Source organism: Streptomyces aquilus (assembly GCF_003955715.1).
GTDB lineage: Bacteria > Actinomycetota > Actinomycetes > Streptomycetales > Streptomycetaceae > Streptomyces > Streptomyces aquilus.
Map to the genome: position 1 here is coordinate 9,593,845 of NZ_CP034463.1, position 24,563 is coordinate 9,618,407.

Here is a 24,563-nt window from a genome sequence, read left to right on the forward strand (position 1 = left end):
CTCCACCCCCCACCTCCTTCAACCCGCATGCCGTGCAGCACTCCGGACCGGCACACCCCGCCGCTCCGTCACCGCCACGACCCCCCACCACGGGCCGTCCGTTGTATCGAAGGAGAACCCGTTGCCCCAGCGACGCCGCGCTCTCATCGGGCGCAGACACACGACCGTCCTCGCCTTCACGGCGATAGGCTCCCTGCTCGCTCTCGCCGCCCCCTCTCTCGCCACCGCGGTCCCGGCGGACCCGGGCTCCACGAAGATCACCGCCACCCCCAGGGCCGGTGCCGCCCAGCCGTCCCTGACGCCCGCCCGCCGCGCCGCCCTGATCAAGAGCGCCCGGTCCGCAGCACCCCGTACGGCGGACCGGATCGGCCTCGGCGCCCAGGAGAAGCTCGTCGTCAAGGACGTCCTCAAGGACGCCGACGGCACCACGCACACCCGTTACGAGCGCACCTACGCGGGGTTGCCCGTCCTCGGCGGTGACCTGGTCGTCCACGACAAGAGCGGTCGTACGACCGTCACCAAGGCCAACCCCAACCGACTCCGGGTCCCCTCGCTCCGCCCGAAGCTCAGCTCCGCCGGTGCCGCCACCAAGGCCCTCGGCATCTCGAAGCAGGCCAAGGTCAAGGGGGCCGGGACGGAGCGGGCGCCCCGCCTGGTGGTCTGGGCCGGGACCGGCAAGCCCGTGCTGGCCTGGGAGACCCTCGTCGAGGGCGTCCAGAAGGACGGCACCCCCAGCGAACTCCAGGTCGTCACCGACGCCGCCACCGGCAAGGAACTCCTGGCCGCCGAGCACGTCCACACCGGCTCCGGCACCGGTCAGTACGCCGGCGAGGTCCCCCTCGGTACCACCCTGTCCGGTTCGACGTACCAGCTCGTCGACCCCGGCCGTGCCGGGCAGCGGACGTACGACCTCAACCAGGGCACCTCGGGCACGGGCACTCTGTTCACGGACGACAACGATGTCTGGGGCAACGGCCTGCCGTCCAACCGTCAGACCGCCGGTGTCGACGTGGCGTTCGGCGCCGCGGCCACCTGGGACTACTACAAGGACACCTACGGCCGCAACGGCATCCGCAACGACGGTGTCGCCGCCTACAGCCGCGCCCACTACGGCAGCAACTACGTCAACGCCTTCTGGCAGGACTCCTGCTTCTGCATGACGTACGGCGACGGCTCGGGCAACACCCATCCGCTGACCGCACTCGACGTGGCCGCCCACGAGATGAGCCACGGCGTCACGGCCGCCACCGCGGGCCTGGTCTACTCGGGGGAGTCCGGCGGGCTCAACGAGGCGACCTCCGACATATTCGCCGCCGCCGTCGAGTTCTACGAGAACCTTCCGGCCGACCCCGGCGACTACCTCGTCGGCGAGAAGATCGACATCAACGGTGACGGCACACCGCTGCGTTACATGGACAAGCCCTCCAAGGACGGCGACTCCCGCGACAGTTGGAGCTCGACCCTCGGCGGCATCGACGTCCACTACTCCTCGGGCCCCGCGAACCACTTCTTCTATCTGCTCTCCGAGGGCAGCGGCGCCAAGACCGTCAACGGCGTGGCCTACGACAGCCCGACGTACGACGGGCAGTCCGTCACCGGTATCGGCATCCAGAACGCCGCCGCGATCTGGTACCGCGCGCTGACGACGTACATGACCTCCACGACCAACTACGCCGGCGCCCGCACCGCCACCTTGTCGGCCGCGAGCGACCTGTTCGGCGCCTACAGCCCGACCTACCTCGCCGTCGCCGACGCCTGGGCCGCGATCAACGTCGGCAACCGCATCGCCCTCGGCGTCAACCTCGCCCCGACCGCCGACCAGATCAGCGGCGTCAACCAGGACGTCAGCCTCCAGCTCGACGCCTACACCACCAACACCGGTTCCGCCCTGACCTACGAGGCCACCGGACTGCCCGCCGGCCTCGGCATCAGCCCGACCGGTCTGATCAGCGGCACCCCGACGACCCTCGGCACCAGTGACGTCACGATCACCGTGACCGACAGCACCGGGGCGACCGCGTCGGACACCTTCACCTGGAAGATCGGCTACGTCTACGCCAACACCACCCGCGTCGACATCCCCGACGTCGGGGCCGCCGTGGAGTCGCCGCTGACCATCACCGGCCGGGACGGCAACGCCTCCGCGGCCACCTCGGTCTACGTCAACATCGTCCACACCTACCGCGGTGACCTCACCGTCGACCTCGTCGGCCCGAACGGCACCGTCTACTCCCTCCTCAACCGCAGCGGCGGCTCCGCCGACAACGTCGACCAGACCTTCACCGTCGACGCCTCCGCACAGCCGCTCAACGGCACCTGGACCCTACGTGTGCAGGACTGGGCAGCCATCGACGTCGGGTACATCGCCCGCTGGCAGCTGACCCCCTGACATGCAGGCCGACCTAACGACGCCGCCCGGGTCCTGAGGACCCGGGCGGCGCCATGAGGAACGTCGGCCGAGGTGTTCGAAGGCTTGGGCGGACGGGTCGGTGATCCGGCCGCGGTGGATCCGGTGCGGGGCGCCGATGTTCATCAGGCCTGGTTCGTCGCCTCGGTAGCCACGGCGGGTGTGAGTTCGAAGGCCACCAGCCGGCGAAGCCCGGGGCGTCTGCCGGACGCGTGAACCTCCTTCACTTGGTGGTGGAGTTGGCGAGTGCTCCGGCCCCCTCGGCGCCTCTGTGCACGGCCGGCCAGTCCCGGCACATCGCCAAGGCCCTGATTCCCTGGCCCGTGTCGGGACGACAGTCGTCGAGCATGCCGGACAGCACCTCGCCCGGGCCCAGTTCGAGAGCGGTGGTCACACCGTCCCGGCGCAGTCGGTCGACCGCGTCGGTGAAGCGGACGGGTTCGCGCAGCTCCCGGATCCAGAACTCGGGTGTGGTGGCCTCGGTGTGGACGGGTCGCGCCGTGATGTCGGAGACCAGAGGTGTGTGCGGCACCTTCAGCCTCATGCCGCGCAGGACTTCGGCGTAGTCGTCCAGCAGCGGGTCGAGATGCGGTGAGTGCATCGCCAGGCTCACCCGAAGGAAGCGGCCGCGCCGTCCACGTGCCACCCATGCGTCGTGCAGGGCGGTCACCGCGTCCCGGTCGCCGGAGATGACCACGGCGCGTGGGCCGTTGACCGCCGCGATCACCACCCCGTCGATCGCGGGCAGTTCTGCCGGTGCGGCCTCCAGGGCCGCCATGGCGCCCGTCTCCGGCAGCGTGGCCATCAGCTGGGACAGGGCGCCGACGGCCCGGCAGGCGTCCGGCAGCGAGAAGACGCCCGCGACGTGTGCGGCGGCCATGCGGCCCGCCGAGTACCCGAACACCACGTCCGGCCGTAGGCCCCAGCTCTCCAGCAGCCGGAACTGCGCCACCTGGAGGGCGAAAATGGCGGGGTTCCCGTACGTGATCCGGTCGAGCAGCGCGGAGGTCCGGGTTCCGGCCTCGGCGAACATCACGTCCCGCAGGGGCAGTTCGAGATACGGGTCGAGCAGGGTGCAGACCTCGTCGAGAGCGGAGGCGAAGACGGGGAAGGCGGCCTGGAGTTCGCGGCCCATGCCGGCCTGCTGCGATCCGGCCCCGGAGAACAGGAAGGCCGTCCGGCCCCGGGGGAGCACCTCGGGCGGCGACGACGGAGGAGGAGCCACCGACGCCGTGCCCACGAGCTGTTCGATCACCTCCTGCGTCGACCTGCACACCACGATCCGCTCCAGGTCCCGCGCGCGCAGGAATCCCTCGTTCTCGGCGTGCTCCAGAAAGCGCAGCAGGTGGGCGTAGAAATCGTCCGGATCCAGGAGAACGCAGGGCTTGCGGTGAATGTGCAACTGCGCCCAGGACAGCGCCTCCAGTAGTTCCTCCGCCGTCCCCAGACCGCCGGGCAGTGCCACAAAGGCGTCTCCCAGCTCGGCCATGCGCGCTTTGCGCGCGTGGATGTCCGTCACCACCTCCAGCTCCGTCAGTTCCGTGTGCGCGATCTCGTACGGCAGCATGCGGCTCGGTACGACGCCGGTAACCGACCCCCCGGCGCCCAGGGCCCCGTCGGCCACCGCGCCCATGAGGCCGGTGCGGGCACCGCCGTACACCAGGCGCAGTCCCGCCTCGGCCAGCGCGCGGCCCAGCTCCCCGGCCATGCGCAGATGGCCGGGACGCCGGCCCGGCGAGGATCCGCAGAACACGGTCACGCTGGTCACGGTCACAGTGCGTACCCCTCAGCCCTACAGGCGCATGACTTATTCAGGCTCACGAGCGGGAAAACACCTCGATTTCCGCTGAGGTAAGGAAGTGTCAAGGACGTAAGAAAGGCGTCAAGCAGTTAATTCGATGCGCTTCTGTTTCTACACTGAAGCACGCGAGAAGATTCCCGCAATGGCTTGTCGATTGTTTACTGCGGCTTTGGCTGCTTGAAGCGTGTGTCGAATTATTTTGCCGATTCTCGACGAAATCGAGGGCGATATGAATACCCGTTCCGTGGGCCGACCGCTGGTGCTGGCCGTTGCCGGCGTCTCGTTCGGCTGGGGCAGTGCGGGAAAGATCGACTCCGTTCTGCGGGCGCTGCGCGCACTGTGCCCCGTGCCGCCACGCGTCGTCGGGCTGAGCACGGACCTCGGCCGCCCCCTGCTGGCCGGATCCGGCATCGACCGCTGGTACGAGGTGAAGGGGACCGACACCGCGCGGATCGCGGAGATTGTCCGAGCGGAGGGGATACGGGCGGGGTTGTGCGTGCTCGACGGGCCGACCGCCAAGTCGCTGGAGACCGCGGGCGTCCCGGCGGTGTTCCTCGACAGCCTGCCCTTCTTGTGGTCCGAGGGAGATCTGGCCTGGCTGCCCCTCGAAGCCGCCGCCTATTGCGCTCAACGGTCCCCGCGGATGGGGGAGGAGAGCCGGGCGGTGGTCGAGTCGGCGAAGCGGCTGCGGTGGGTCGACGCGGTCGTGCCGCCGATCGGTCCGGCGGAGCGCACGGCTGACGGACCGTCGCAGGCGGCGGCGGTGAGGACGGCGGAACGGGAAGGGACCCGCACGCCGGGTCGGCCGCGCAAGGCGCTGGTGAGCCTCGGCTGGATGCAGGCCCCCGGTCTGCCGGAGTGGCGCACCTACCCGCGGGCCGTGATCCCCGCTGTGCTGCGGGCACTCGCCGACTGCGAGGCGGCCGCGGTGCGGGTGGCCGGCAACCTCACCCCCGACATGATCGACGAACTGGCCGCTCAGGTACCCGAGGGGCTCGCCGTGGAGTTCGGCCCCCTCGTCCACGACGACTTCGTCGCGACCATGGACCGCAGCGACCTGCTCCTCACCTCGCCGGGCCTGACCACGCTGCTGGAAGCGAGTACGTACGGCGTCCCGACCGTCACCCTGCCCCCGCAGAACGTCAGCCAGATCTTCAACGCCCGCTTCCACCAAGAGGCGACGGGCTCGGACACCAGGCTCGCCTGGCCGGTCCACGTGTTCGACGAGGAGGCCGTGATAGAGGCACGCAGACAGGGCGAGGCCGCCGCCCACGCTGTCGTCCACGGGGGGATGGCCCAGGCGTCCCGTCTCCTGGCACCGCTCCAGGACGAGTTACGGTCACGGGTCGTGATCGCGGTCCGACGAGCGGGGGGCGCGGACGTGGACTGGCGGGGACTGGCCACGGCCATGGGTAAGGAGGGAGCGGCGCAGGTCGCCGAGGAGATCCTCGCCGCCGTCGGACCGTCCGGTGAATGACGGGCCGCGCGGGGTGAGGAACCAGCCGAGCCCGGAGACCGACGCCTCCTTCGAGCCGGTCGTGCGCCTGTCGCACCGTCGCAGGAAGACTGTCCTGACAAGCGTCATGCTGGGGCTGTTCCTGTCGGCCCTAGGTCGTGTCCGCAAAGTCAGGGGAGCCAGAGTTGTAGGCAGGCGAGGGTGACCATGGCTGGGTAGTGGCGGGCGCGTTTGTCGTAGCGGGTGGCCAGGGCCTTGTGGTGCTTGAGCTTGTTGAAGCAGCGTTCGACGACGTTGCGGCGCCGGTAGGCAGCACGGTCGAGGTGGCTGCGTCGCTCACCGCGCCGGATACGGCCGTTGATCTGGTCGATCCGTTCCGGGATGGCCGCCTTGATGCCGCGCCTGCGCAGGTAGGCGCGGAGCTTCACGGACGAGAGTAGCCCTTGTCCGCGGCTACCTGCTCCGGTCTGGTCCGGGGACGGCCCGGCCCGCCTCGCGCGATCCTGATGCGGGCCATGACCGCCTCGAACTGGGTGCAGTCGTTGACGTTCCCGGCGGTGCGGGGTCCCGGCCGCATGCTGGTGGGCCCGCACGGTCGTGGAGTCGACACACACGATCGACCAGTCGACGGCGCCCACGGCATCGGAATACTGCTGGACGTGGGCCGGCAGGCGGTCCCAGGTGCCATCGGCCGACCAGCGGTGAAAGCGTTCGTAGACCGTCTTGCACGGGCCAAAGCGTTCGGGCAAATCCCGCCAGGCCGCCCCGGTCGACAGCTTCCACAGGATCCCGTTGGCGACCTGCCGCCGGTCCCGCACCGGACGCCCCATCCTTGCGGGCGCCAGCAACGGCTCGATCACCGCCCAGGACTCATCGGTCAGTTCACGACGACGCACCACGAACAGACCAACGAGCCAACGACTTGGTGCTGCTGGGCGCGGGCATGGGTGCCGCGATGCAGACGATGACGACGCTGGCGCAGTCCGGGGCACCGCGACCCGACACGGGGGTCGCGACGGCCGCGGTGAACTTCTTCCGCACCAGCGGCGGCACCGTCGGCACCGCGGTCTTCCTCTCCGTCGTCTTCTCGTCCGCCGCGTCCCACATCCACGAGCGGATCTCGGCCGCGTCGAGAAACGCCCGGTTCCATGACCTTGCCGAGCAGCCCGGCAACGCGCGGGTGATCACCTCGCTGCTCGGACCGGGCGGCCACGGCGAGCTCCGGGACTCCTCAGCCCTCGCTCGTCTGGACGCCCTGCTGGTCCGCCCCTTCCGGGAGGGCTACGCCGATGCGCTGCATACCGCCTTCCTGCTCGGGGCTGTGGTGATGCTGGCGGCGCTGGTGCACGCCTTGGTGCGGGTACCTGACCGCACCCTCCCCGACGCGTGATGCACGGTGGCGGGTGGTGACAGAGCGAGCTGTCGCCATCGCGTTCCCCAGCGGGGGCAGTCAATTGCCATGCTGAAGCCCCGGACTCTCACAGCCCTTGCTTGGCCACCAGGACGTGCGCGGCGGTCCGCGCGGGGAGTTCGGCCGTCCGGCCGCCGCTGCCGACCGTCACGCCGCCGGGTGACGACGTCACCCTCACGACAGCGCCGGGCCGCACTCCGGCGTGCCGCAGGGTGTGCATCAGCTCGGGATCGGCCTGGAGCGGCTCGCCGATGCGTCGCACGACCGCGCTCGCGCTGCCGGGCCCCCGCTCCAGGTCGTTGAGGCTGACCATGCTCTCGTCCGGGACCGGATCCGCGGTGGGCTTCTCGCCGAGCTCCTCCAGGCCCGGAATAGGGTTGCCGTACGGCGACTGTGTCGGGTGCCGCAGCAGCGTGAGGATGCGGCGTTCGACGGCCTCGCTCATCACGTGCTCCCAGCGGCAGGCCTCGGCATGGACCTGCTCCCACTCCAGCCCGATCACGTCGATGAGCAGGCATTCGGCGAGCCGGTGCTTGCGCATGACGCGGACGGCCATCTGCCGCCCCTCCTCGGTCAGTTCCAGGTGCCGGTCGGCGGCGACGCGCAGCAGGCCGTCGCGCTCCATGCGGGCGGCGGTCTGGCTGACGGTGGGGCCGCTGTGGTTCAGGCGCTCGGCGATACGGGCGCGCAGCGGGGCCACGCCTTCCTCCTCTAGCTCCAGGACGGTGCGGAGATACATCTCGGTGGTGTCGATGAGTCGGGACATGCCGTGTCTCAGGCGAGGGTTTCCGCGGTGGCGGTCAGGACCGCGCGGCCGAGGATGTGACCGGCCATGGTGAAGCCCAGGACGGCCGGGGTGGCGTCGGTCGGGACGCCTATGGATTCGACGGCGAGGGCGTGCACCACGATGAAGTAGCGGTGCGGGCCGTGGCCGGGGGGCGGGGCGGCACCGATGAACCGGGCCGCGCGGGCGTCGTTGGGCAGCTGGAACGCGCCCTCGGGCAGGCCCGAGCCGGTGTCGTCGCCGGCGCCCTCGGGCAGCTCGGTGACGGTGGCGGGGATGTCGGCGACCGCCCAGTGCCAGAACCCGGACCCGGTGGGGGCATCGGGGTCGTAGACGGTGACGGCGTAGCTCTTGGTGCCCTCCGGCGCACCGCTCCAGGACAGCTGGGGGGAGAGGTCTTTCCCGCCGGGGACGCCGAAGATGCCGGAGAACTGCTCGGGCGGCCAGGGGGCGCCGTCGCCGACGGTGGTGCTGGAAACGGTGAAGGAGGCCGCCTCGGGGAGGCGGGCGAAGGGGTCGTTGGCGCTCATCGCGTCGTTCCTTTCCGGATGTGCCGGGGCTGGGGGCTTTCGCTGGCAGCCCTCTGAATCGACGATAACACGAATAATCGATTATTCACTGCATCGTCTATGATGGCGGCATGACTCAGACGGCCCCCACCTCGGCCTCGCCGGGGAAGCAGATGCTCTCCGAGCAGGTCTACGCACACCTGCGGGACGCGATCATGCGCGGCGACTACGCTCCCGGTGACGCCCTCAAGCCGCAGGATCTCGCCAAGGAACAGGGCGTGAGCCTGGCCGTCGTGCGCGAGGCGCTGGTGCGGGTGGTCGGCGAGGGCCTCGCGGACCGGCTGCCCAACCGGGGCTTTGCCGTCCCGGCCCTCTCCGACCACCGCTGGCAGGAGATCGCCGAGGCCCGCCGGACGGTCGAACCGGTCGTGCTGCGCATGTCCGTCGAGCGCGGCGACGTCGACTGGGAGGCCCGCGTACGCGCCGCACACCACCGTCTGGCCCGCACTCCGGCATACGGGCCGGAGGAGGGGGCGTATTACAGCAGCGCATGGTCCGAGGCCCACCGGGTCTTCCACCGCACCCTGCTGGAGGGGTGTGGCAATTCCGTGCTGCTGGAGACCTTCGACCGGATGTGGACCGCGAGTGAGCTCGCCCGCCGCTGGGCGGCGCTCCGCATCGCCGAACAGGTGGGCATCGACGAGCACCGCCGGCTGGAGGAGGCCGCGCTGGCCCGCGACGCCGACACCGCGGCCGACCTCCTGGCCCAGCACCTCACCCAGACCCCGGCCGCACTCACCGGCCGTACCCACCCCGAATTCACGACGGACGCCTGACGCGCCCCACGAACCCGGCGGGACGGCCCGCGGTCTCCAAGGAGCGGGATGGTCAGGTCGCCCGGGCGGCGTGCCTCAACGGCCCGTCTCCTTCTGGCCCGCCCTGTCCCCGGCCTCCCCGTCCGGCCGTGTCGGCCCGCCCGGTGGCGTATTGCCCGCGGTGAGATGCCCGAGCACCTCGACCAGCTCCTGGCAGGCCCGTTCCACCGAGCGCCGGGTGTTGCGCTGCTCGGTGATCACGGCCGAGAGCAGCAGGGCGGTGAGGGCCATGGTGCCGTTGAACGCCTGAAGTTTGAGCATCACTTCGATCCGGTCCAGGCCCTCGAAAGGGCCGGCCCTCTCCGTGGCGGCGACGGTGGCCATGACGGACGTGACGAGCGCGCAGAGCATGCTGCCGACCAGTTGGAAGCGCAGGGCCGTCCAGATCAGCAGCGGATAGACGAGGAACAGCACACTGAGGCTGCTGAACGTGACCAGTAATACGGAGCCGCATGTGATGAGAGCGAGCCCTGTGGCCTCCTGCCAGCGGGACAGGGGTGGGGGCCAGCGTGCCCCATGGAGCGCCAGCAGGAGTGGCGTGATGATCAGGACCCCCATCGCGTCCCCCACCCACCACGCCAGCCACACCTCCCAGAGGCCGTGACCATGGAGCCGGTCGGTGATCACGAGCATGCCGACGCCCACCGAGGCGCTGATCAGCATGCCGGTCAGGGCCCCGAGGAACACCAGGGCCAGGCCGTCCCGGAACCGGCTGAGGTCGGTACGGAAGTCCACCGCACGGAGCATGAGGCAGGCACAGACGGGCGCGGCCGTGTTGCCCACCAGATTGCCGAGCACCTGGGGTTGCAGCGAGGTGAGGTGCATGATGACGAGCAAGGAGCCGAGTGTGATGCCGGGCCAGACACGCAGCCCGAAGATCAGCAGGGCGGCGACCGCGATACCGGTCGGCGGCCAGATGGGGGTGAACACCGCCCCTTCGACGGCCAGATTGCGCAGGAGCCCGAGCCGCCCCGCGGCGTAGTAGCAGCCGGCGACGGCCAGCACCTGGAGGGCGACGACGCCGGTCCGGCGCAGATTCTCGGTACCCACCACACAAGCCATCAGACACTGGCATGGCCGTTCCGGCTACGTGGGAGCGGCGGCATGCCGCCTTACAGCTGAGGTTCGGTTCCTTCGTGGCCGACGACCAGTACGGCGGCGTCGTCCTCGTGGCCCACCTGGTCGGCGCCCCGGATCACGGCGGTGGCGAGCGCTCCCGCGTCCATGCCGGCCACGGCGGCGATGCCGGCCAGTCGTACGACCTGGTCCAGGCCCTGGTCGACCTCCATCGAGGGTCCCTCGACGACGCCGTCCGTGAGCAGGACGAACACTCCGCCGGTCGTGAGCTGGTACCGGGTCACGGGGTAGGTCATGCCGGCCCCGACACCCAGCGGCGGACCGCCCTCGTCGCTGCCGACGCCGGACTTTCCGTCTGCCGTCGCCCACACACAGGGGACGTGGCCGGCGCGGGCGCTCTCCAGTACCCCGGTGGACGGGTCGAGGCGCATGAAGGTGCAGGTGGCGAACAGGTCGGCGCCGAGGGACAGGAGGAGATCGTTGGTCTGTGCGAGGAGTTCGCCGGGCTCGCTCGTCACGGAGGCGAGTGCGCGCAGACAGACACGCACCTGCCCCATGAAGGCGGCGGCCTCGATGTTGTGGCCCTGTACGTCCCCGATGGACAGCCCTATCCGGCCGTCCGGCAGGTGAAAGGCGTCGTACCAGTCGCCGCCCACATTGAGGCCGTGGTGCGCCGGTACGTAGCGCACCGCCAGGTCGTAGCGGGGCACCGTGGGCATCTCCGCGGGCAGCATGCCGCGCTGCAGGGCGATGGCCAGCTCGACCTGGGACCGCTGCAGCTCCGCCTGCTCACGCGCCTGCGCCGTCAGCGAGCTGAGTCTGGCCAGCAGCTCGTCGCCGTCGTGCGCCGGGCCCTTGCGGGACATGGACCGCTCCGAAGGATCCGCACCGTTTTCAGGGTGCTCGACACAAATTACTCATATTGGATGATAGCGGCGCCGTGATGTGCCGGAACGCGAGCCGTACCGCCCCGTCCGGCCTTGCCCGCGCACTGGGGTGTCACCCCGGTGCGAGGGCGGCGCGTTTCGGGTTTCGTGGGCGCATGCCGGGTCAGCGCACCCACACGAGAGGGGCCCGCCCATGACCGTCCCGCTTCCCGTGGTCTTCATCCACGGGCTTTGGCTGCACAGCACCTCCTGGCAACCGTGGATCGAGCTGTTCCGCGCGGAGGGCTACGACCCCTCCGCACCCGGGTGGCCCGGCGACCCCGACACCGTCGAGGAAGCACGTCAGAACCCGGAGAGTCTCGCCGGATACGGCATCGACGACGTCGTGGAACACTACGCGGCCCTGTTCGAGACCCTGCCCGCCCGGCCCCTCGTGATCGGTCACTCCTTCGGCGGGATGATCGCCCAGAAACTGCTTGGCCAGGACCGCGCCGCCGCCGCGGTCGCGATCGACGCCGCACAGATCAAGGGCGTGCTGCCACTGCCGCTGTCCGCGCTGAAAGCGACGCTCCCGGTCTTCAAGAACCCGGCCAACAAGCGCCGGTCGGTCTCCCTGACCCAGGAACAGTTCCGGTTCGCCTTCGGCAACGCCATCGCGGAGGAGGAATCGGCGGCCCTGTACGAGCGCTGGACCATCCCCGCGCCGGGCAAGCCGCTCTACGAGGCCGCCGCCGCGAACTTCAACCCCCACTCGCCCGCGAAGGTCGACACGGACAACAGCGGACGCGGCCCCCTGCTGCTCATCTCCGGCGGCAAGGATCACACCGTCCCCGAGGTCGTCACCCGGGCCACCCTCAAGCAGTACCGGCACTCCGAGGCCGTCACCGACATCATCAACTTCCCCGACCGTGGGCACTCCCTGACGATCGACGGCGGCTGGCGCGAGGTCGCGGACACCGTTCTGCGATGGCTGCGGCAGCACGGTCCGGAGACGGCACGATGACGTCGGCCTCCCGGGGTGCCGCACACCCCGGTGCCGACGCGGGTCTCGCCGGACGGACCGTCGTGGTCACCGGTGCCGGGCGCGGCATCGGACTGGCCGTGGTCGAGGCCTTCCTCGCGGCCGGATCCCGCGTCGTCGCCGGATCGAGGGAACGCACCGAAGCCCTGGACGCACTGGTGAAACAGGGCGCCGAACTCACCGTCGTGGAGGTCGACCTGGCGACCTCCGACGGTCCGGCCGCGCTGGTCGCCGAAGCCGTGGCGGTCCACGGCGGTGTGGACGTCCTCGTGAACAACGTCGGCGCGGTACGACCGCGGGTCGACGGCTTCCTGAGCGTGACGGACGAGGACTGGGAGTGGACGCTCACGGTCAACCTCATGGCCGCCGTCCGCACCACCCGGGCCGCCCTGCCCCACCTGCTCGCCACCGGCGCGGGGCGCATCGTCACCGTCTCGTCCGTCAACGCCAGGCTGCCGGACCCGCTGGTCATCGACTACGGCGCGGCCAAGGCGGCGTTGACCAATTTCTGCAAGGCTCTGTCCAAGGAGGTGGGACCGCAGGGCGTGCGGGTGAACACCATCGGTCCCGGACCGGTGGAGACGGCACTGTGGCAGGGCGCCGACGGTGTCGCCGCCACGGTCGCCGAGTCCCGGGGCGTCGATCCCCGAGAGGTGGCCCGTGGCGCGGCGGGCCAGTCGCTGACCGGCCGCTTCACCCGTCCGGACGAGGTGGCCGACCTCGTCCTGTATCTCGCCGGTCCTGCGGCGGCGAACATCACCGGCGCCGACTTCGTCATCGACGGCGGCCTCGTCGAATCCCTCTGACCTGCCGTCAGAGCACGGGCCGCCACCACGGAATCACCCCCTCCGGCACCCCTCTCATCCGTCAAGCTCCGAAGGGAACCGACATGGCCTACATCACTGTCGGACAGGAGAACTCCACCGACATCGAGCTGTACTACGAGGACCATGGAAGCGGACAACCCGTCGTCCTGATCCACGGCTACCCGCTCGACGGCCACTCCTGGGAGAAGCAGCTCCCGGCCCTGCTCGACGCCGGCCACCGGGTCATCACCTACGACCGGCGCGGCTTCGGCCGGTCCTCGCAGCCGACCACGGGCTACGACTACGACACCTTCGCCGCCGACCTCGACACCCTGCTGACCGAGCTCGACCTCACGGACGCGGTACTCGTCGGATTCTCCATGGGCACGGGAGAAGTCGGCCGCTACCTCGGCACGTACGGATCCCAGCGCGTCGCGAAGGCCGCCTTCCTGGCCTCGCTCGAACCCTTCCTGCTGAAGACCGACGACAACCCGAGCGGTGTCGACCAGTCCGTCTTCGACGGAATCCTGGCCGCGGTCACCAAGGATCGCTACGCCTACTTCACCGGTTTCTACGAGGCGTTCTACAACCTCGACGAGACGCTCGGCAGCCGCATCAGCGAGGAGGCCGTGCGGGCGAGCTGGAACGTGGCGGCGGGAGCGTCGGCGTACGCGTCGGTGGAATGCGTGCCCACCTGGCTCACCGACTTCCGCGCCGACGTCGCCAGGATCGACGTACCGACGTTGATCCTGCACGGCACGGCAGACCGCATCCTGCCGGTCGACGCCACCGGCCGTCCCTTCCACGCGCTGCTGCCTTCGGCCCAGTACGTCGAGGTCGAGGGCGCCCCGCACGGTCTGCTGTGGACGCACGCCGAGGAGGTGAACGCCGCGCTGCTGGCCTTCCTGAGCAAGTGACGCCGGCCTGAGGGAGAGTCAGCCTTCGGTCGCCGGGCCCTGTTCGCCGATCGCGTGGGGGATCCGCTTGCGGGAGGTGATGCCGAGCTTGCGGAAGACCCTGCTGAGGTGGAACTCGACGGTCGACGCCGTGACGAACAACCTGGTCGCGATCTCCGCGTTGGTCAGCCCGGCGGCGGCCATGGAGGCCACCTGCCGTTCCCGCGGGGTGAGATCGAACCGGGTCTCGTCGGACCTCCTGCGGGCCGTCGCGCCGGTGGCGAGCAGTTCGAGCCGGGCACGCTCGGCGTACGGCAGGGCACCGAAGGCGTCGAAGCTCTCGTACGCGGCACGCAACTGCGTCCTTGCGTCCGAGCGCCGCTTGCCGCGGCGCAGCCACTCGCCGAACAGGAGTCGCGCGCGGGCTCGTTCCAGGGCCAGGGGACTCTGATCGAGTAGGTCGAGCGACTCCTGGTAGAGCTTCTCCGCGTCGTCGCCGTCGGCTGTCAGAGCCCGGCCCAGGGCCAGGCTGCCCAGGGCCCACGGGGTGGCGGCGAGCGGGGCGCGTTCCTCCAGCCGGGTCAGGGCTTCGCTCGCGCCGGCTCGGTCGCCGGTACGGACACAGGCCTCGACCAGGGGCGTCAGGATGAGGTTGCCACAGGCCGGTGAGTCCTGCTCGAAGACCGTCCGGGCGTGCTTCAGCGCCTGCCGGTAGCGGCCCTGGCCCAGCTCGAACAGGGTCAGGGCCTGCTGCGCCAGGAGGTGGAGCACGCCGTGGCCAAGGCTCCGCATCTCCGCGGTCCGCCGCACCGCCGAGCGCAGCTCCTCCTGCCGGCCGGTCAGGGCGAACAGGTGGAGGCGGTTGATGTCCCCGCCGCCGGGGAAGCCGGTGTCGGCGGCGATGTCGTCGAACTCGGCGTAGCGGACCTCCGCCTCCCTGAAGCGCCCGTCCAAGAGGTCGTAGTGCGCCTGGACGAGCAGCGTCATGCCCAGCGCGTACAGTGCGCCGGTGCCGCGGTCGGCCGACGCCAGGCGGTCGGCGAGGTCACGGCCGGCCTGGACCTCCCACAGATCGTCGCAGGCCATGGCCAGCATCACCGCGAAGGGACTGTTCGCGTCCCCGATCGCGCCGCCGCGCCGCAACCCGTTCAGTGCGGTGCGCAGTGCGGGCGCGCCGCTTTCGTAGCCGTCGGCCACGCGGCGGGCCAATGCCTCCATCAGAAGCGCGCGGCCGTCCACGGAGGCGTCCGCGGTGTGCTGCCGCGCGGCGACGGCGGCCGCCGCGACCTCGGCGGGCGAGGTGCCGTGCGTGCAGTCGTGGGCGACCAGCACGGCGTGGAGGGCCTCGCAGAGCAGTTCCCAGGACAGCCCCGGGTCCTGGGGGCCGAGCCTGGTCACCGCGTCCATGAGCATCGCGGGGACGTCGGCCACGGCGATCCTGAACATCTGTACGGTCGCCCGGATGCGCAGCTCGCGTGCGCCCAGCACCGGGCCGCGGATGTCGTAGGCCGCGAGATCCAGCGCGGTCTGCGCCGCCGCCGGGTCGCCGGACATCAGATGCGCCTGCGCCGCGTCGAGCAGCCGCTCGGCTCGTGTGGTGGGGGCCTTGGTGAAGGCCGCGGCGCGGGACAGGAACAGGGCTTGCTGGGAGTAGCCGCCGCGGGAGCGGGCCCGCTCGGAAACCGCTTCGAGCGCGTCGGCGACGGCGTCGTCCAGGCCCTCGGTGGCCTCGGCCCGGTGCCAGGCGCGGCGGTCGGCGTCGTGTACGGGGTCGCAGGCCGCGGCGAGTGCCGCGTGCGCCCGGCGCAGCTCCTCCGGCCGGGCTCCGGCGTACAGCGTCGAGCGGATCAGGGGATGGCGGAAGGCCGGTGGCGTGTCGCGGCCGAGGATGCCGGCGGCGATCGCCGGCTGCACGGCGCGGGCCGACAGCCCCAGCCGTCCGGCGGCCCGCCACACCGTCGCCGTGTCGCCCGCCGGGACCGTGGCGAGGAGCAGCAACAGGGTCGTGGTGTCGGGCGGCATGGCGTGGACCAGGCGTCGGAAATGGCCTTCGAGCAGCCGGCTGACCGGCAGGGGATCGGGCAACGGCGCGATTCCGGCGAGCTGTTCGGTGGCGAGGGCGTCGGTCAGCTCCAGCAGGGCGAGCGGATTGCCGCCGGTGCCGACGACGATGCGCTCGGCCACCGCCGTGTCCACCCGGCGGGTGGCGAAGGAGAGCAGGGCCTTGGCTTCCGTCTCCGGCAGACCGGTCACGCGGTGCGCGCTCAGTGCCTCGAACAGTCCGTTGTCCTCGGGTCCGTCCCTCAGAGCGATGACCACGCCCAGGGAGTCGGCATGCAGGCGGCGCGCGGTGAAGGCGAGCGCCTCGGCCGACTCGCGGTCCAGCCAGTGAGCGTCGTCCACCAGCAACAACAGCGGCTGCTCGGCGGCGGCGTCCGACAGCAGCGTCAGTGTCGCCAGTCCGACCAGATAGCGGTCCGCGGGCGGCCCCGACACCACGCCCAGGGCCGCGTCCAGCGCGGCCCGCTGTGGCCCGGGCAGCCGGTCCGCCCGGTTCAGGAACGGCCGTAGCAACCGGTGCAGTGCGCTGAAGCCGAGACCGGTCTCGGCCTCGACCGGGATCAGGCGGATCACGTGGAGTTCCGTGGCCTGTTCAGCGGCGTACTCCAGCAGCCGGGTCTTGCCGATCCCGGCCTCGCCGCTCAGCACGAGGACGGCGCCGAGGCCGTCGCGCACGGCGTCGAGCAGACGGCCGATGGCCGCGCGTTCGGTGTGGCGGCCGACCATCGGTGGCCCAGATGCACGGTGGACGTCGTTCCACGCCATGAACCGATCCCCCCCTGTCGATGTGCTGACGGGGCAACGCTAGGAACGCCGCGCGGGCGGTGGCGAGCGTCATGTGACGGTGGTCAGCGCAGTGAGCCGACCACCGTGCGCAGCTCGGCGCGCGAGACCACGCCCAGTTTGGGGAAGATGCGGTGGAGATGTGAGCTGACGGTCCGGTGCGACAGGTAGAGCCGCTGGCCTATCTCGCGGTTGGTCAGACCGTCGGCGGCGAGCTGGACGATCTGGAGTTCATGGGCGGTCAGCCGGTCCCGGGCGTCCGGGGCGCGGCGGCGGCTGGTCTCACCCGAGGCCCGCAGCTCGCGGCGGGCCCGCTCACCCCAGGGGATCGCGCCGAGTGCGTCGAACATGTCCCGGGCGGCCCGGAGATGGTCGCGGGACTCGACACTGCGCCGTCGGCGCCGCAGCCATTCGCCGTACGCCAGATGCGTACGGGCCCTGATCAGGGGCCAGGCGCCGAGATCGGCGCTCAACGCGCCCCGGAAGAGCGGGTCGGCGTCCTCGTCGGCGGCCAACAGCGCCCGGACCAGGCGCAGTTCGGCGTGCAGGACCGGCGCGGAGGTCACCGTGGCGACCTCCTCCAGTTCCGTCACGACACCGAGCACGGTCTCCAGCCGCCCGCAGCGCGTGGCCGCGTCGACCAGGTCGCCCACGACCGTCAGCCGCAGGGCGACCTGGTAGGCGGGGTCGGCCGGATCGTGCAGTCGGCGGAAATGTCCCAAGGCCTCCTCGAACCGGCCCGCGCCGAGCGCGGCCAGTCCGCGGGCCATCGACGCGGTAGCCAGCACCGGGCGGGCCCCGACCGGCAGCCCGATCCTCTCCGCCTCCTCGGCCAGCGCCGAGGCGGCATCCTCCTCACCGCGCAGGGCGGCCAGCTTGGCCGCGGTGGCGGTCATCAACGCGTACATCGTCGTCTGGCTGGTTTCGCGCGCCAGCCGTCGCGCCTCCTCCGTCGCGGTGATCGCCGCGCCGAGATCGCCGACCACGAGAGCGCTCCACGCGTCCGCGCCCACCGTCCGGGCCAGCAGCCCCAGGCGTCCCTGGGCGCGCAGCGGCACGCCGCCGGCCGCCGAGAACGCCCGAGCCAGATCGAAACCGCCGACAAGGAGCGAGGCGGTGCTGAGCATCCGGTAGGCGCGGCCGTCGTCGCCCTCCTTCAGGGCGACGCGCCGGGCCCGTTCCAGGACGAACGTGCCGCGTTCGACCGGTGCGGCGTAGGCGCAGATGGCCAGGCGCCACGGGTCGAGTTCGTCGAGGCCCATGCGCTCCACGGCCCGCAGGACCGTGCGGCGCCCCGCCGGGCCGGGTTCGGACCAGAAGCACAACTGCGCGGCACTCCACAGGATCCGCAGCGCCAGTTCACGGTCCTCCGCGGCCATCTCCTGGGCGAGGGCCACCAGCGAGTGGGTGCCCGAGGCGTGGCTGTGCAGCCCCTCGTCGAAGCTGCCGCGCAGCCAGACGACCCTGGCGTGCTGCCGCCGCGACAGCGGCCCGGTGAGCGCCTGGTCCAGCAGCCGGTTCACCGTCTCGGGCCGGCCGAGTTCGACGGCGAAGTCGGCGGCACGCAACAGCCGTTCGGTCCGGCGCTCGGTGTCCTCGCTGAGCGCGGCCGCCTGTTCGAGGGTGGTGACGGCGGCCGCGATGCCGCCACGGTGTGCGGCCCGGTGAGCCGCGTCCTCCAACGCCACGGCGACGCTCTCGTCCGGGTCGTCGGCCGCGGCGGCCCGGTGCCGCAACTGCCGGTCCGGCTGTTCGTGGAGTGCGGCGGCGAGCGCGGCGTGAGCGGCCTGGCGCACCTCGGCGGGCATGGTCTGGTGGATCGCCGACCGCATCAGCGGATGCCCGAAGCGCAGCTCCGCGCCCACGACCTGGACGAGCCGGGCGTGTACGGCCGGGTCGAGTTCCGCGGTTCCCGCTGCCCTGCCGGTCAGCTGCCGGGCCGCGCGGTAGATCTCGGGGAGCGACGGGCTGTCGTTGAGCGCCGCGATCCGCAGCAGACTGCGGGTGATCTCGGGAAGGGATTCCAGCCGGTCGGTGAAGGCCCGTTCGAGGCGCTCGGTGAGCGGCAGCTGGGACACGTGCGGATCGGCCGACGCGCCCAGGGTGCGGGAGAGTTCGGTCAGCGCCAGAGGATTCCCGGCCGCCTCCGCCAGCAGGCGGCGATGCGCGGTCGGCCGCAGCTGTGGTGCATGGTCCGCCAAAAGCTGCGTGGCCTGGGCGTCCGTGAGCGGACTGAGGGATACGGAGGTGAGTTCGTCGGAGTTGAGCCGTGACCGGTAGCCGTCGCGGGCGGCACCCACCAGGACCACCGGCTCCGTGCCGACCCTTCGCGCCACGAAGGCAAGGACACTGGCGGTGGCGTCGTCGAGCCACTGGGCATCGTCGATCAGGACCAGCACCGGTGCGGTCGCGGCGGCGTCGGCCAGGAGGTTGAGCACCGCCAGACCGACCAAGCAGACGTCGGGGACACCGGTCTCGGCGTGTCCGAGAGCGGCGTCCAGTGCCTGCCGGTCCGATGCGGCGAGGTCGGCGGCTCCGGTGGCGAGTGGCCGCAGGACGAGCTGTAGACCGGCGTAGGCGATGTCGCTCTCGGCTTCGGCACCGCTGGTCCGCAGGACCTGGTAGCCGAGTTCCTCGGCGAGGACGGCGGTCCGGGTGAGCAGCGCCGTCTTCCCGATGCCGGGCGCCCCCCGGACGAGCACCGCGGCTCCGTGGCCGCGCGGTTCGGCCAGCAGCCGGCGCAGCAGCTGCAACTGATCGTCCCGACCGATGAGCTCCACGTTCCCCCCATCAGACCGGGTCGCCGGACCCGGCCTGGTCGACGGTCAGGGTACTGTGCCGCGTCCGACGATCTGAAGAACGGCCCGGGCCGCGACGGCTCCGCTTCCGGCGTCAGGTGAGTTGCGGCGCCACCTCGGAGGCGACCCACTCCATGGCCTTCTCGACGTGTTCAGCCGCGATGGGCAGCCACAAGGTGCAGGCGGTGAGCCCTGCTTCGGCGAGCCGCCCCAGGTCGTCGGCGACACTCGCCGCGCTGGGAGTGGTGCCGCCGAGCGGCCGTCCCGGTGGCGTTGTCACCGCGGGGACACCAGGGGGAGTGAGGAATACGGCCGAAGCGAGCGTCAGCCGGTCGGCGTCCTTCGCGCCGCCGAGGTCACTCAGGCGGCGCCGCACGTCGGTGACCTCCGCGGCGTCGACACCTGTGCCGTACCAGCCGTCACCGAAACGCAGCGCCCGGCGCAGGGCGGCGTCACTGTGTCCGCCGACCCACACGGGCGGACCGCCGGCGGTGACCGGAGGCACTCCCAACCGCGCTCGGCGCAGGGTGGTGAACGGCCCGTCGAAGTCCGCGGGGCGCTGCGCCCACAGGGCCTTGGCCGCGGCGAGGTGGTCGTCGGTACGCGCACCACGCTCACGGGCGGGTACACCGACGGCGGCGAATTCGTCGGGATTCCAGCCGGTGCCGACGCCCAGGAGCAAGCGGCCTCCGGACACGACATCCAGCGTGGCCGCCTGGTTGGCGAGCACCACCGCCGGGTAGAACGGCGCGACGAGCACGGACGTCAGCAGCCGCAGGCGCGTCGTCGCCCCCGCCACGGCCGAGAGCAGCACCAGCGGATCCGTGTCGAGGCCGAAACCGCTGTCCAACAGGCGGTTGCCGACCGCGACGTGATCGAAGCCCAGGTCTTCGGCATGGCGTGCGGCGCGGAGCACGGCGGCTCCGTCGTCGACCGGCCAGCGCGGCTGAAGGGAAACACCGAGGCGCAGGGGCATGGGATTGCCTTTCGACGGCGGTCCGATGGCGACACGGCGATCGGCGACCGCCCTGTCGACACACCCAACTCCGGCACGGCCCCTGTTTCATCCCGACGGAACCCCAGCCGGTGTGCGGCTGGGGTTCCGTGGATCAGGGGGTCGGCGCTAGCGCTGCAGGGTGAGCAGGCCCGGCCGGTACGGCAGCTTCTCGTAGGCGGTGCCCGACGGTGTGTTGGGGTCCAGGCCCTGGTAGAGGAACTGGAGGTTGCAGGGGTCGATGGTCATGGTCTGGTCGGGGTTGTTGCGGACCAGGTCACCGTGACTGATGCTGTTGGTCCAGGTGGCACCGCTGTTGGCCTTGCCCGCGAAGGGGTTGGACTCGGTGGCGGCCTGCGGGGTCCACGGGCCGTTCAGGCTGGTGGCCGTGAACGAACGGAAGAAGCGGTCCTCGTTCACCCCCCGAGCCTCGACGATCATGAGGTACTGGTTCTGGCCCTGGACCTTGTAGACCTGCGGCGCCTCGAACAGGTTCTTCTCCGTGTCGGTCATGACCGTGGTGTACGACGAGCCGAAGCTGCCCGGGAAGTTCCCGAGCGGCAGGGTCGACTTGAAGATGCCGCCCTTGTCGTTGGCGAAGAACAGGTACATGTTCTGGTCGTCGGCGATCAGGGTCGGGTCGATCGGGCCGCCGCTGGGGAGGCTGCCGGTGAACAGCGCCTGCGGCGCGGACCAGCCGTTGGGGTTGGTGGGGTCGCTGGACGTGCGGTAGGTGAAGGGCCAGGCGGTACCCCACCCCAGAGAGGCCATCACCCAGATGTTCTTGGGCGCGAAGTAGAACACCTGGGGCGCCACCGCGGACGAGTTCATCGCGGTCTGGGTGGTCGTGGACATGTCCGACCAGTTGGTGAAGGGGGCGAAGCCCATCGAGTGCCAGTTGCCGTCGGAGTAGGTCGCGTAGACGAGGTGCTTGCCGTTGTACGTCGTGGTGGTGAAGTCCTTCAGCGAGAGCCACCCGTTGGCCGGCTGCGCCAGCGGGCCGGTCGAGCTCCACCGGTACGTCGACGGCAGAGAGCACGAGTTGGACGAGCCGGACAGGCCGGTCCACTTCTGGTTGTTGCCGCCGCTGCAGTTCCAGAGCTGTACCGCCGTGCCGTTGGCGGTGGCGCCGCCCGACACGTCCAGGCACAGCCCGGACTCCACGGCGACGATCGTGCCGTCGGAGTTGACCCGCCACTGCTGGTTGGTCCCGCCGTTGCAGGACCAGATCACCGGCCGGGTGCCGGCCGTGGTGGCGTGGCCGGGTACGTCGAGGCACTTGTTGCCGTACACGGTCAGCTGGCTGCTGTCGGTCAGCGTCCACTGCTGGTTGGTGCCGCCATTGCAGTCCCAGATCTGCACGTTGGTGCCGTCGCTCTGGGCGGCCCCCGACACATCGAGACATCGGCCGGAGGCAACGCCTCGCACGGCGCTGGTGGTTGCGGCCTGAGCCGGGGTGGCGACGAGCATCGCCGCCAACGAGGCCATGACCGCAACGGGGACTGCAAACATCGCAAACAGCCGTCTGCGGCTGGAACCACGTCTGCGCATGGGGACCTCATCATCCTCGAGTAGGTGGTTCTGGCGGGCGCTGTCGGAGGCTGGGTGACTGCCGACGTGGTGCGACCCTGGCGTGCGTTCGATATCCCGAATGGGGATCGGAATATCGAGCAGACGGGATCATGGGAGAACCTGCGGGCGGCGTCAATACTTCGCACAGGATTCGCGACCAGCAACTTTTACGGGGCTTGCGCCGCGGAGGGGTCACACCTCCGGGCTCCCCAACCGCCCTGGCATGTCGGGGACCTGGGGAAAAGAAAGTTCCCTGCGCGCGGCAACCCTTGGCGTGGCCTGTGACGACAAGGGGGCGGAACCGGCCAGCTCCGCCGCCCGGATCCGCGGACCTCGTGAACGGCCTGCAAGGAGAACCCCCTTCATGAACAACCCCGCGACGGTCGAGGGCGATGCCTGTGACCGGCTGGTGTCGGTGCGCAGCGGCAAGGTGCTGGACGACAACGGGTTCCATCGCCGACCGGCGAGGCACAGACCACGGCCGCGCCAGAGCCGTACTTGTGCTCCGGGGGCCTGTCTCATCAGGCCGGGTCTGTGCCTCTCCGTGCGTTACTTGACGGAGCCCGCGGTCAGGCCCTTGCGCCAGAACCGCTGGAGACTGACGAAGGCGACGAGCAGCGGGATCAGCGACAGGAACGCACCGGTGATCGGCAGCAGCGGCGGCACTCCGTTGGCGAACTCCGAGCGCCACTGCACCAGGCCCACGGTGACGGGCTGTAGTGAGGGGGTGTTCAGCATGAGTGAGGGCAGCAGGTAGTTGTTCCAGATGCCGACGAACTGGAACAGGAAGACGGTGACCAGCGCCGGGGACATCAGCGGCAGGGCGATCCGGAAGAAGGTGCGCTGTTCGCCTGCTCCGTCGAGCCGTGCGGCCTCAAGGAGTTCGTCCGGCATGGACGCCGCGGCGAAGATCCGGCACAGGTAGACGCCGAACGGACTGACACAGCTGGGCAGCAGCACCGACCAGTAGGAGTTGGTGATGTCCAGCTTGGCCATGAGCAGGAACAACGGCAGGGCGAACATCGGCGCCGGGATGAGAACCGAGGCGAGGATGACGTTGAACACGCTTTCGCGGCCGCGGAAGCTGAACTTGGACAGCGCGTAGCCGGCCATCGCGGACAGCAGGGTGCCGACGGTGGCGCCGGCGAGGCTGTACAGGGCGCTGTTGGCGAGCCAGGTGGAGAAGATGCCGTCCTCGAAGCTGAACACGTCTTTGATGTTGGTGACCAGGTCGAAGTGGGAGAACCACAGCGGCGTACCCGTGTAGAGGTAGCCCGAGGCCTTGGTCGAGGAGACGAACAGCCACCACAGCGGGATCAGCGTGTACAGGGCCATCAGGCCCAGCACGCCGTTGACGACGACCTTGCTCGCGATGTCGGTGCCGCGAAGGGCCGGTCGGGTCGGCCGGATCGGCCGGTCGGCACGGATCACGCTCATTCCATCGCTCCCTTGCGCTGGTTGAACTTGAGAAACCCGAACGAGAGCACGAGAGTGATCAGCGCGAGCACGACGGACTCGGCAGCGGCCAGGTTCTGGCCGCCCACGTCCATGCCCAGGGTCGTGTTCATGATGGGGGTGAACTTCGGGTCGACGCCCGGGATGCGCGCACCGACCAGCACCGCCGGCTCGGTGTACATCTGTGCCGTTCCGATGATGGAGAAGACCGTGGTCAGCACCAGCGCGGGACGTACCAGCGGGATCTTCACCGCCCACGCCAGGCGCCATCCGGTGCAGCCGTCGAGCGCGGCGGCCTCTGTCACCTCGGCGGGGATCGTCTGGAGCGCGGAGTAGATGATCAGCATGTTGTAGCCGGTCCAGCCCCACGTGATCATGTTCCCGATCGAGACCGGAACCCACGACGGCGACAGGAAGTCGGTGGTGATCCCGATGTGGGACAGCGGTCCGGTGAACGGCGAGAGGTCTTTCACCAGGAGGAAGGACCACATCACCGCGGCGATGGCCCCCGGCAGCGCGTAGGGCAGGAAGAACGTGAGCCGGTAGGTCTTCCGCAGCCGGGCCGAGCGGGAGTCCAGCAGGAGCGCGAGCAGGAGGGCGAGGCCGAGCATGACCGGGACCTGGACGCAGCCCAGCAGCACGACCCGGACGATCGACGCCATGAAGTCGTGGTCGCTGAAGGCGTCGGCGTAGTTGGACAGTCCCGTGAACTCCGTGGACGCCGCACCGCCGAACAGCCCGGCGCGGTGGACGGTGAAGAAGCTCTGGTAGATGGCGTAGCCGATCGGCGCGACCATCATGGTCAGGAAGAGCACCGCGAACGGCGCCAGGAAACCCGACGCGGTCAACGCGCTGCGGCGGCCGGTGCGCCGCGGTCGGCCGGCGGGGGAGAGGCGGCGGGTGACCGCGGGCACCGGCCGCGGCGGTGACGCGGTCCGGATGCTGCTGGGACTGCTCATGGAAACCTCGC

19 protein-coding genes are annotated in these 24,563 nt (G+C 70.6%); 7 read left to right on the forward strand and 12 right to left on the reverse strand.

What is annotated here, in order from left to right; genetic code table 11:
• The first annotated feature begins 121 nt into the window (after nt 1–121).
• Nucleotides 122–2,389, forward strand: coding sequence for a M4 family metallopeptidase (locus tag EJC51_RS44005; RefSeq protein ID WP_126276239.1), 2,268 nt, complete (start codon nt 122–124; stop codon nt 2,387–2,389).
• A 241-nt stretch (nt 2,390–2,630) separates the two neighbouring features.
• Here the strand turns inward: EJC51_RS44005 and EJC51_RS44010 are convergent, their stop codons facing one another.
• Nucleotides 2,631–4,175, reverse strand: coding sequence for a TIGR00730 family Rossman fold protein (locus tag EJC51_RS44010; RefSeq protein WP_244363168.1), 1,545 nt, complete (start codon nt 4,173–4,175; stop codon nt 2,631–2,633).
• Between the two features lie 262 nt (nt 4,176–4,437).
• On the opposite strand from EJC51_RS44010, the gene EJC51_RS44015 reads away from it, so the two are divergent.
• The gene (locus EJC51_RS44015; RefSeq protein ID WP_126276241.1) at nt 4,438–5,685 is read left to right on the forward strand and encodes a hydroxymethylcytosylglucuronate/cytosylglucuronate synthase; all 1,248 of its coding nucleotides are present in this window, start codon (nt 4,438–4,440) and stop codon (nt 5,683–5,685) included.
• 149 nt (nt 5,686–5,834) lie between these two features.
• Here the strand turns inward: EJC51_RS44015 and EJC51_RS44020 are convergent, their stop codons facing one another.
• On the reverse strand, nt 5,835–6,560 hold the full coding sequence (locus tag EJC51_RS44020; RefSeq protein ID WP_425276827.1) for an IS5 family transposase: 726 nt from the start codon (nt 6,558–6,560) through the stop codon (nt 5,835–5,837).
• A gap of 26 nt (nt 6,561–6,586) precedes the next feature.
• Here EJC51_RS44020 and EJC51_RS44025 point away from each other — a divergent pair, with 26 nt between their 5' ends.
• The gene (locus tag EJC51_RS44025) at nt 6,587–7,054 is read left to right on the forward strand and encodes an MFS transporter (protein ID WP_126276242.1); all 468 of its coding nucleotides are present in this window, start codon (nt 6,587–6,589) and stop codon (nt 7,052–7,054) included.
• Between the two features lie 88 nt (nt 7,055–7,142).
• On the opposite strand, the gene EJC51_RS44030 is transcribed toward EJC51_RS44025, so the two are convergent.
• The gene (locus tag EJC51_RS44030; protein WP_126276243.1) at nt 7,143–7,841 is read right to left on the reverse strand and encodes an iron-dependent transcriptional repressor DtxR; all 699 of its coding nucleotides are present in this window, start codon (nt 7,839–7,841) and stop codon (nt 7,143–7,145) included.
• 8 nt (nt 7,842–7,849) lie between these two features.
• A complete protein-coding gene (locus EJC51_RS44035; protein ID WP_126276244.1) occupies nt 7,850–8,389 on the reverse strand; it encodes a YbhB/YbcL family Raf kinase inhibitor-like protein in 540 nt (179 codons plus the stop codon).
• A 110-nt stretch (nt 8,390–8,499) separates the two neighbouring features.
• Between EJC51_RS44035 and EJC51_RS44040 the strand changes: the two genes are divergently transcribed.
• The gene (locus tag EJC51_RS44040) at nt 8,500–9,204 is read left to right on the forward strand and encodes a GntR family transcriptional regulator (RefSeq protein ID WP_126276245.1); all 705 of its coding nucleotides are present in this window, start codon (nt 8,500–8,502) and stop codon (nt 9,202–9,204) included.
• A 75-nt stretch (nt 9,205–9,279) separates the two neighbouring features.
• Here EJC51_RS44040 and EJC51_RS44045 read toward each other — a convergent pair whose 3' ends face one another.
• Together EJC51_RS44045 and EJC51_RS44050 are read right to left on the reverse strand one after the other, a co-directional pair.
• Entirely contained in the window at nt 9,280–10,296 is a 1,017-nt protein-coding gene (locus EJC51_RS44045) for an MASE1 domain-containing protein (RefSeq protein ID WP_126276246.1), read from the reverse strand.
• Nucleotides 10,297–10,355: 59 nt separating this feature from the next.
• Nucleotides 10,356–11,186 (reverse strand): PP2C family protein-serine/threonine phosphatase, encoded by an 831-nt coding sequence (locus EJC51_RS44050; protein ID WP_126276247.1) that lies wholly within the window; start codon nt 11,184–11,186, stop codon nt 10,356–10,358.
• Between the two features lie 214 nt (nt 11,187–11,400).
• Here EJC51_RS44050 and EJC51_RS44055 point away from each other — a divergent pair, with 214 nt between their 5' ends.
• From EJC51_RS44055 to EJC51_RS44065, 3 genes are all read left to right on the forward strand, one after another.
• Nucleotides 11,401–12,210 (forward strand): alpha/beta hydrolase, encoded by an 810-nt coding sequence (locus EJC51_RS44055; RefSeq protein ID WP_126276248.1) that lies wholly within the window; start codon nt 11,401–11,403, stop codon nt 12,208–12,210.
• A complete protein-coding gene (locus tag EJC51_RS44060) occupies nt 12,207–13,034 on the forward strand; it encodes an SDR family NAD(P)-dependent oxidoreductase (RefSeq protein ID WP_126277391.1) in 828 nt (275 codons plus the stop codon). The genes EJC51_RS44055 and EJC51_RS44060 overlap by 4 nt, the downstream gene beginning before the upstream one ends.
• 83 nt (nt 13,035–13,117) lie before the next feature.
• Nucleotides 13,118–13,951, forward strand: coding sequence for an alpha/beta fold hydrolase (locus EJC51_RS44065; RefSeq protein WP_126276249.1), 834 nt, complete (start codon nt 13,118–13,120; stop codon nt 13,949–13,951).
• Between the two features lie 18 nt (nt 13,952–13,969).
• On the opposite strand, the gene EJC51_RS44070 is transcribed toward EJC51_RS44065, so the two are convergent.
• The 6 genes from EJC51_RS44070 to EJC51_RS44095 form a co-directional block, all read right to left on the reverse strand.
• The gene (locus EJC51_RS44070; RefSeq protein ID WP_126276250.1) at nt 13,970–16,756 is read right to left on the reverse strand and encodes a helix-turn-helix transcriptional regulator; all 2,787 of its coding nucleotides are present in this window, start codon (nt 16,754–16,756) and stop codon (nt 13,970–13,972) included.
• A gap of 83 nt (nt 16,757–16,839) precedes the next feature.
• Nucleotides 16,840–19,554 carry an ATP-binding protein gene (locus tag EJC51_RS44075; RefSeq protein ID WP_126276251.1) on the reverse strand — a complete coding sequence of 905 codons (2,715 nt, stop codon included), beginning with the start codon at nt 19,552–19,554 and terminating at the stop codon, nt 16,840–16,842.
• A 112-nt stretch (nt 19,555–19,666) separates the two neighbouring features.
• Nucleotides 19,667–20,548 (reverse strand): TIGR03619 family F420-dependent LLM class oxidoreductase, encoded by an 882-nt coding sequence (locus tag EJC51_RS44080; protein ID WP_126276252.1) that lies wholly within the window; start codon nt 20,546–20,548, stop codon nt 19,667–19,669.
• A 147-nt stretch (nt 20,549–20,695) separates the two neighbouring features.
• Nucleotides 20,696–22,117, reverse strand: coding sequence for a non-reducing end alpha-L-arabinofuranosidase family hydrolase (locus EJC51_RS44085; RefSeq protein WP_126276253.1), 1,422 nt, complete (start codon nt 22,115–22,117; stop codon nt 20,696–20,698).
• Between the two features lie 570 nt (nt 22,118–22,687).
• Nucleotides 22,688–23,575, reverse strand: coding sequence for a carbohydrate ABC transporter permease (locus EJC51_RS44090; protein ID WP_126276254.1), 888 nt, complete (start codon nt 23,573–23,575; stop codon nt 22,688–22,690).
• Nucleotides 23,572–24,552 carry a carbohydrate ABC transporter permease gene (locus tag EJC51_RS44095; RefSeq protein ID WP_126276255.1) on the reverse strand — a complete coding sequence of 327 codons (981 nt, stop codon included), beginning with the start codon at nt 24,550–24,552 and terminating at the stop codon, nt 23,572–23,574. Before EJC51_RS44095 ends, EJC51_RS44090 begins: the two co-directional genes overlap by 4 nt.
• Nucleotides 24,553–24,563: the final 11 nt, after the last annotated feature.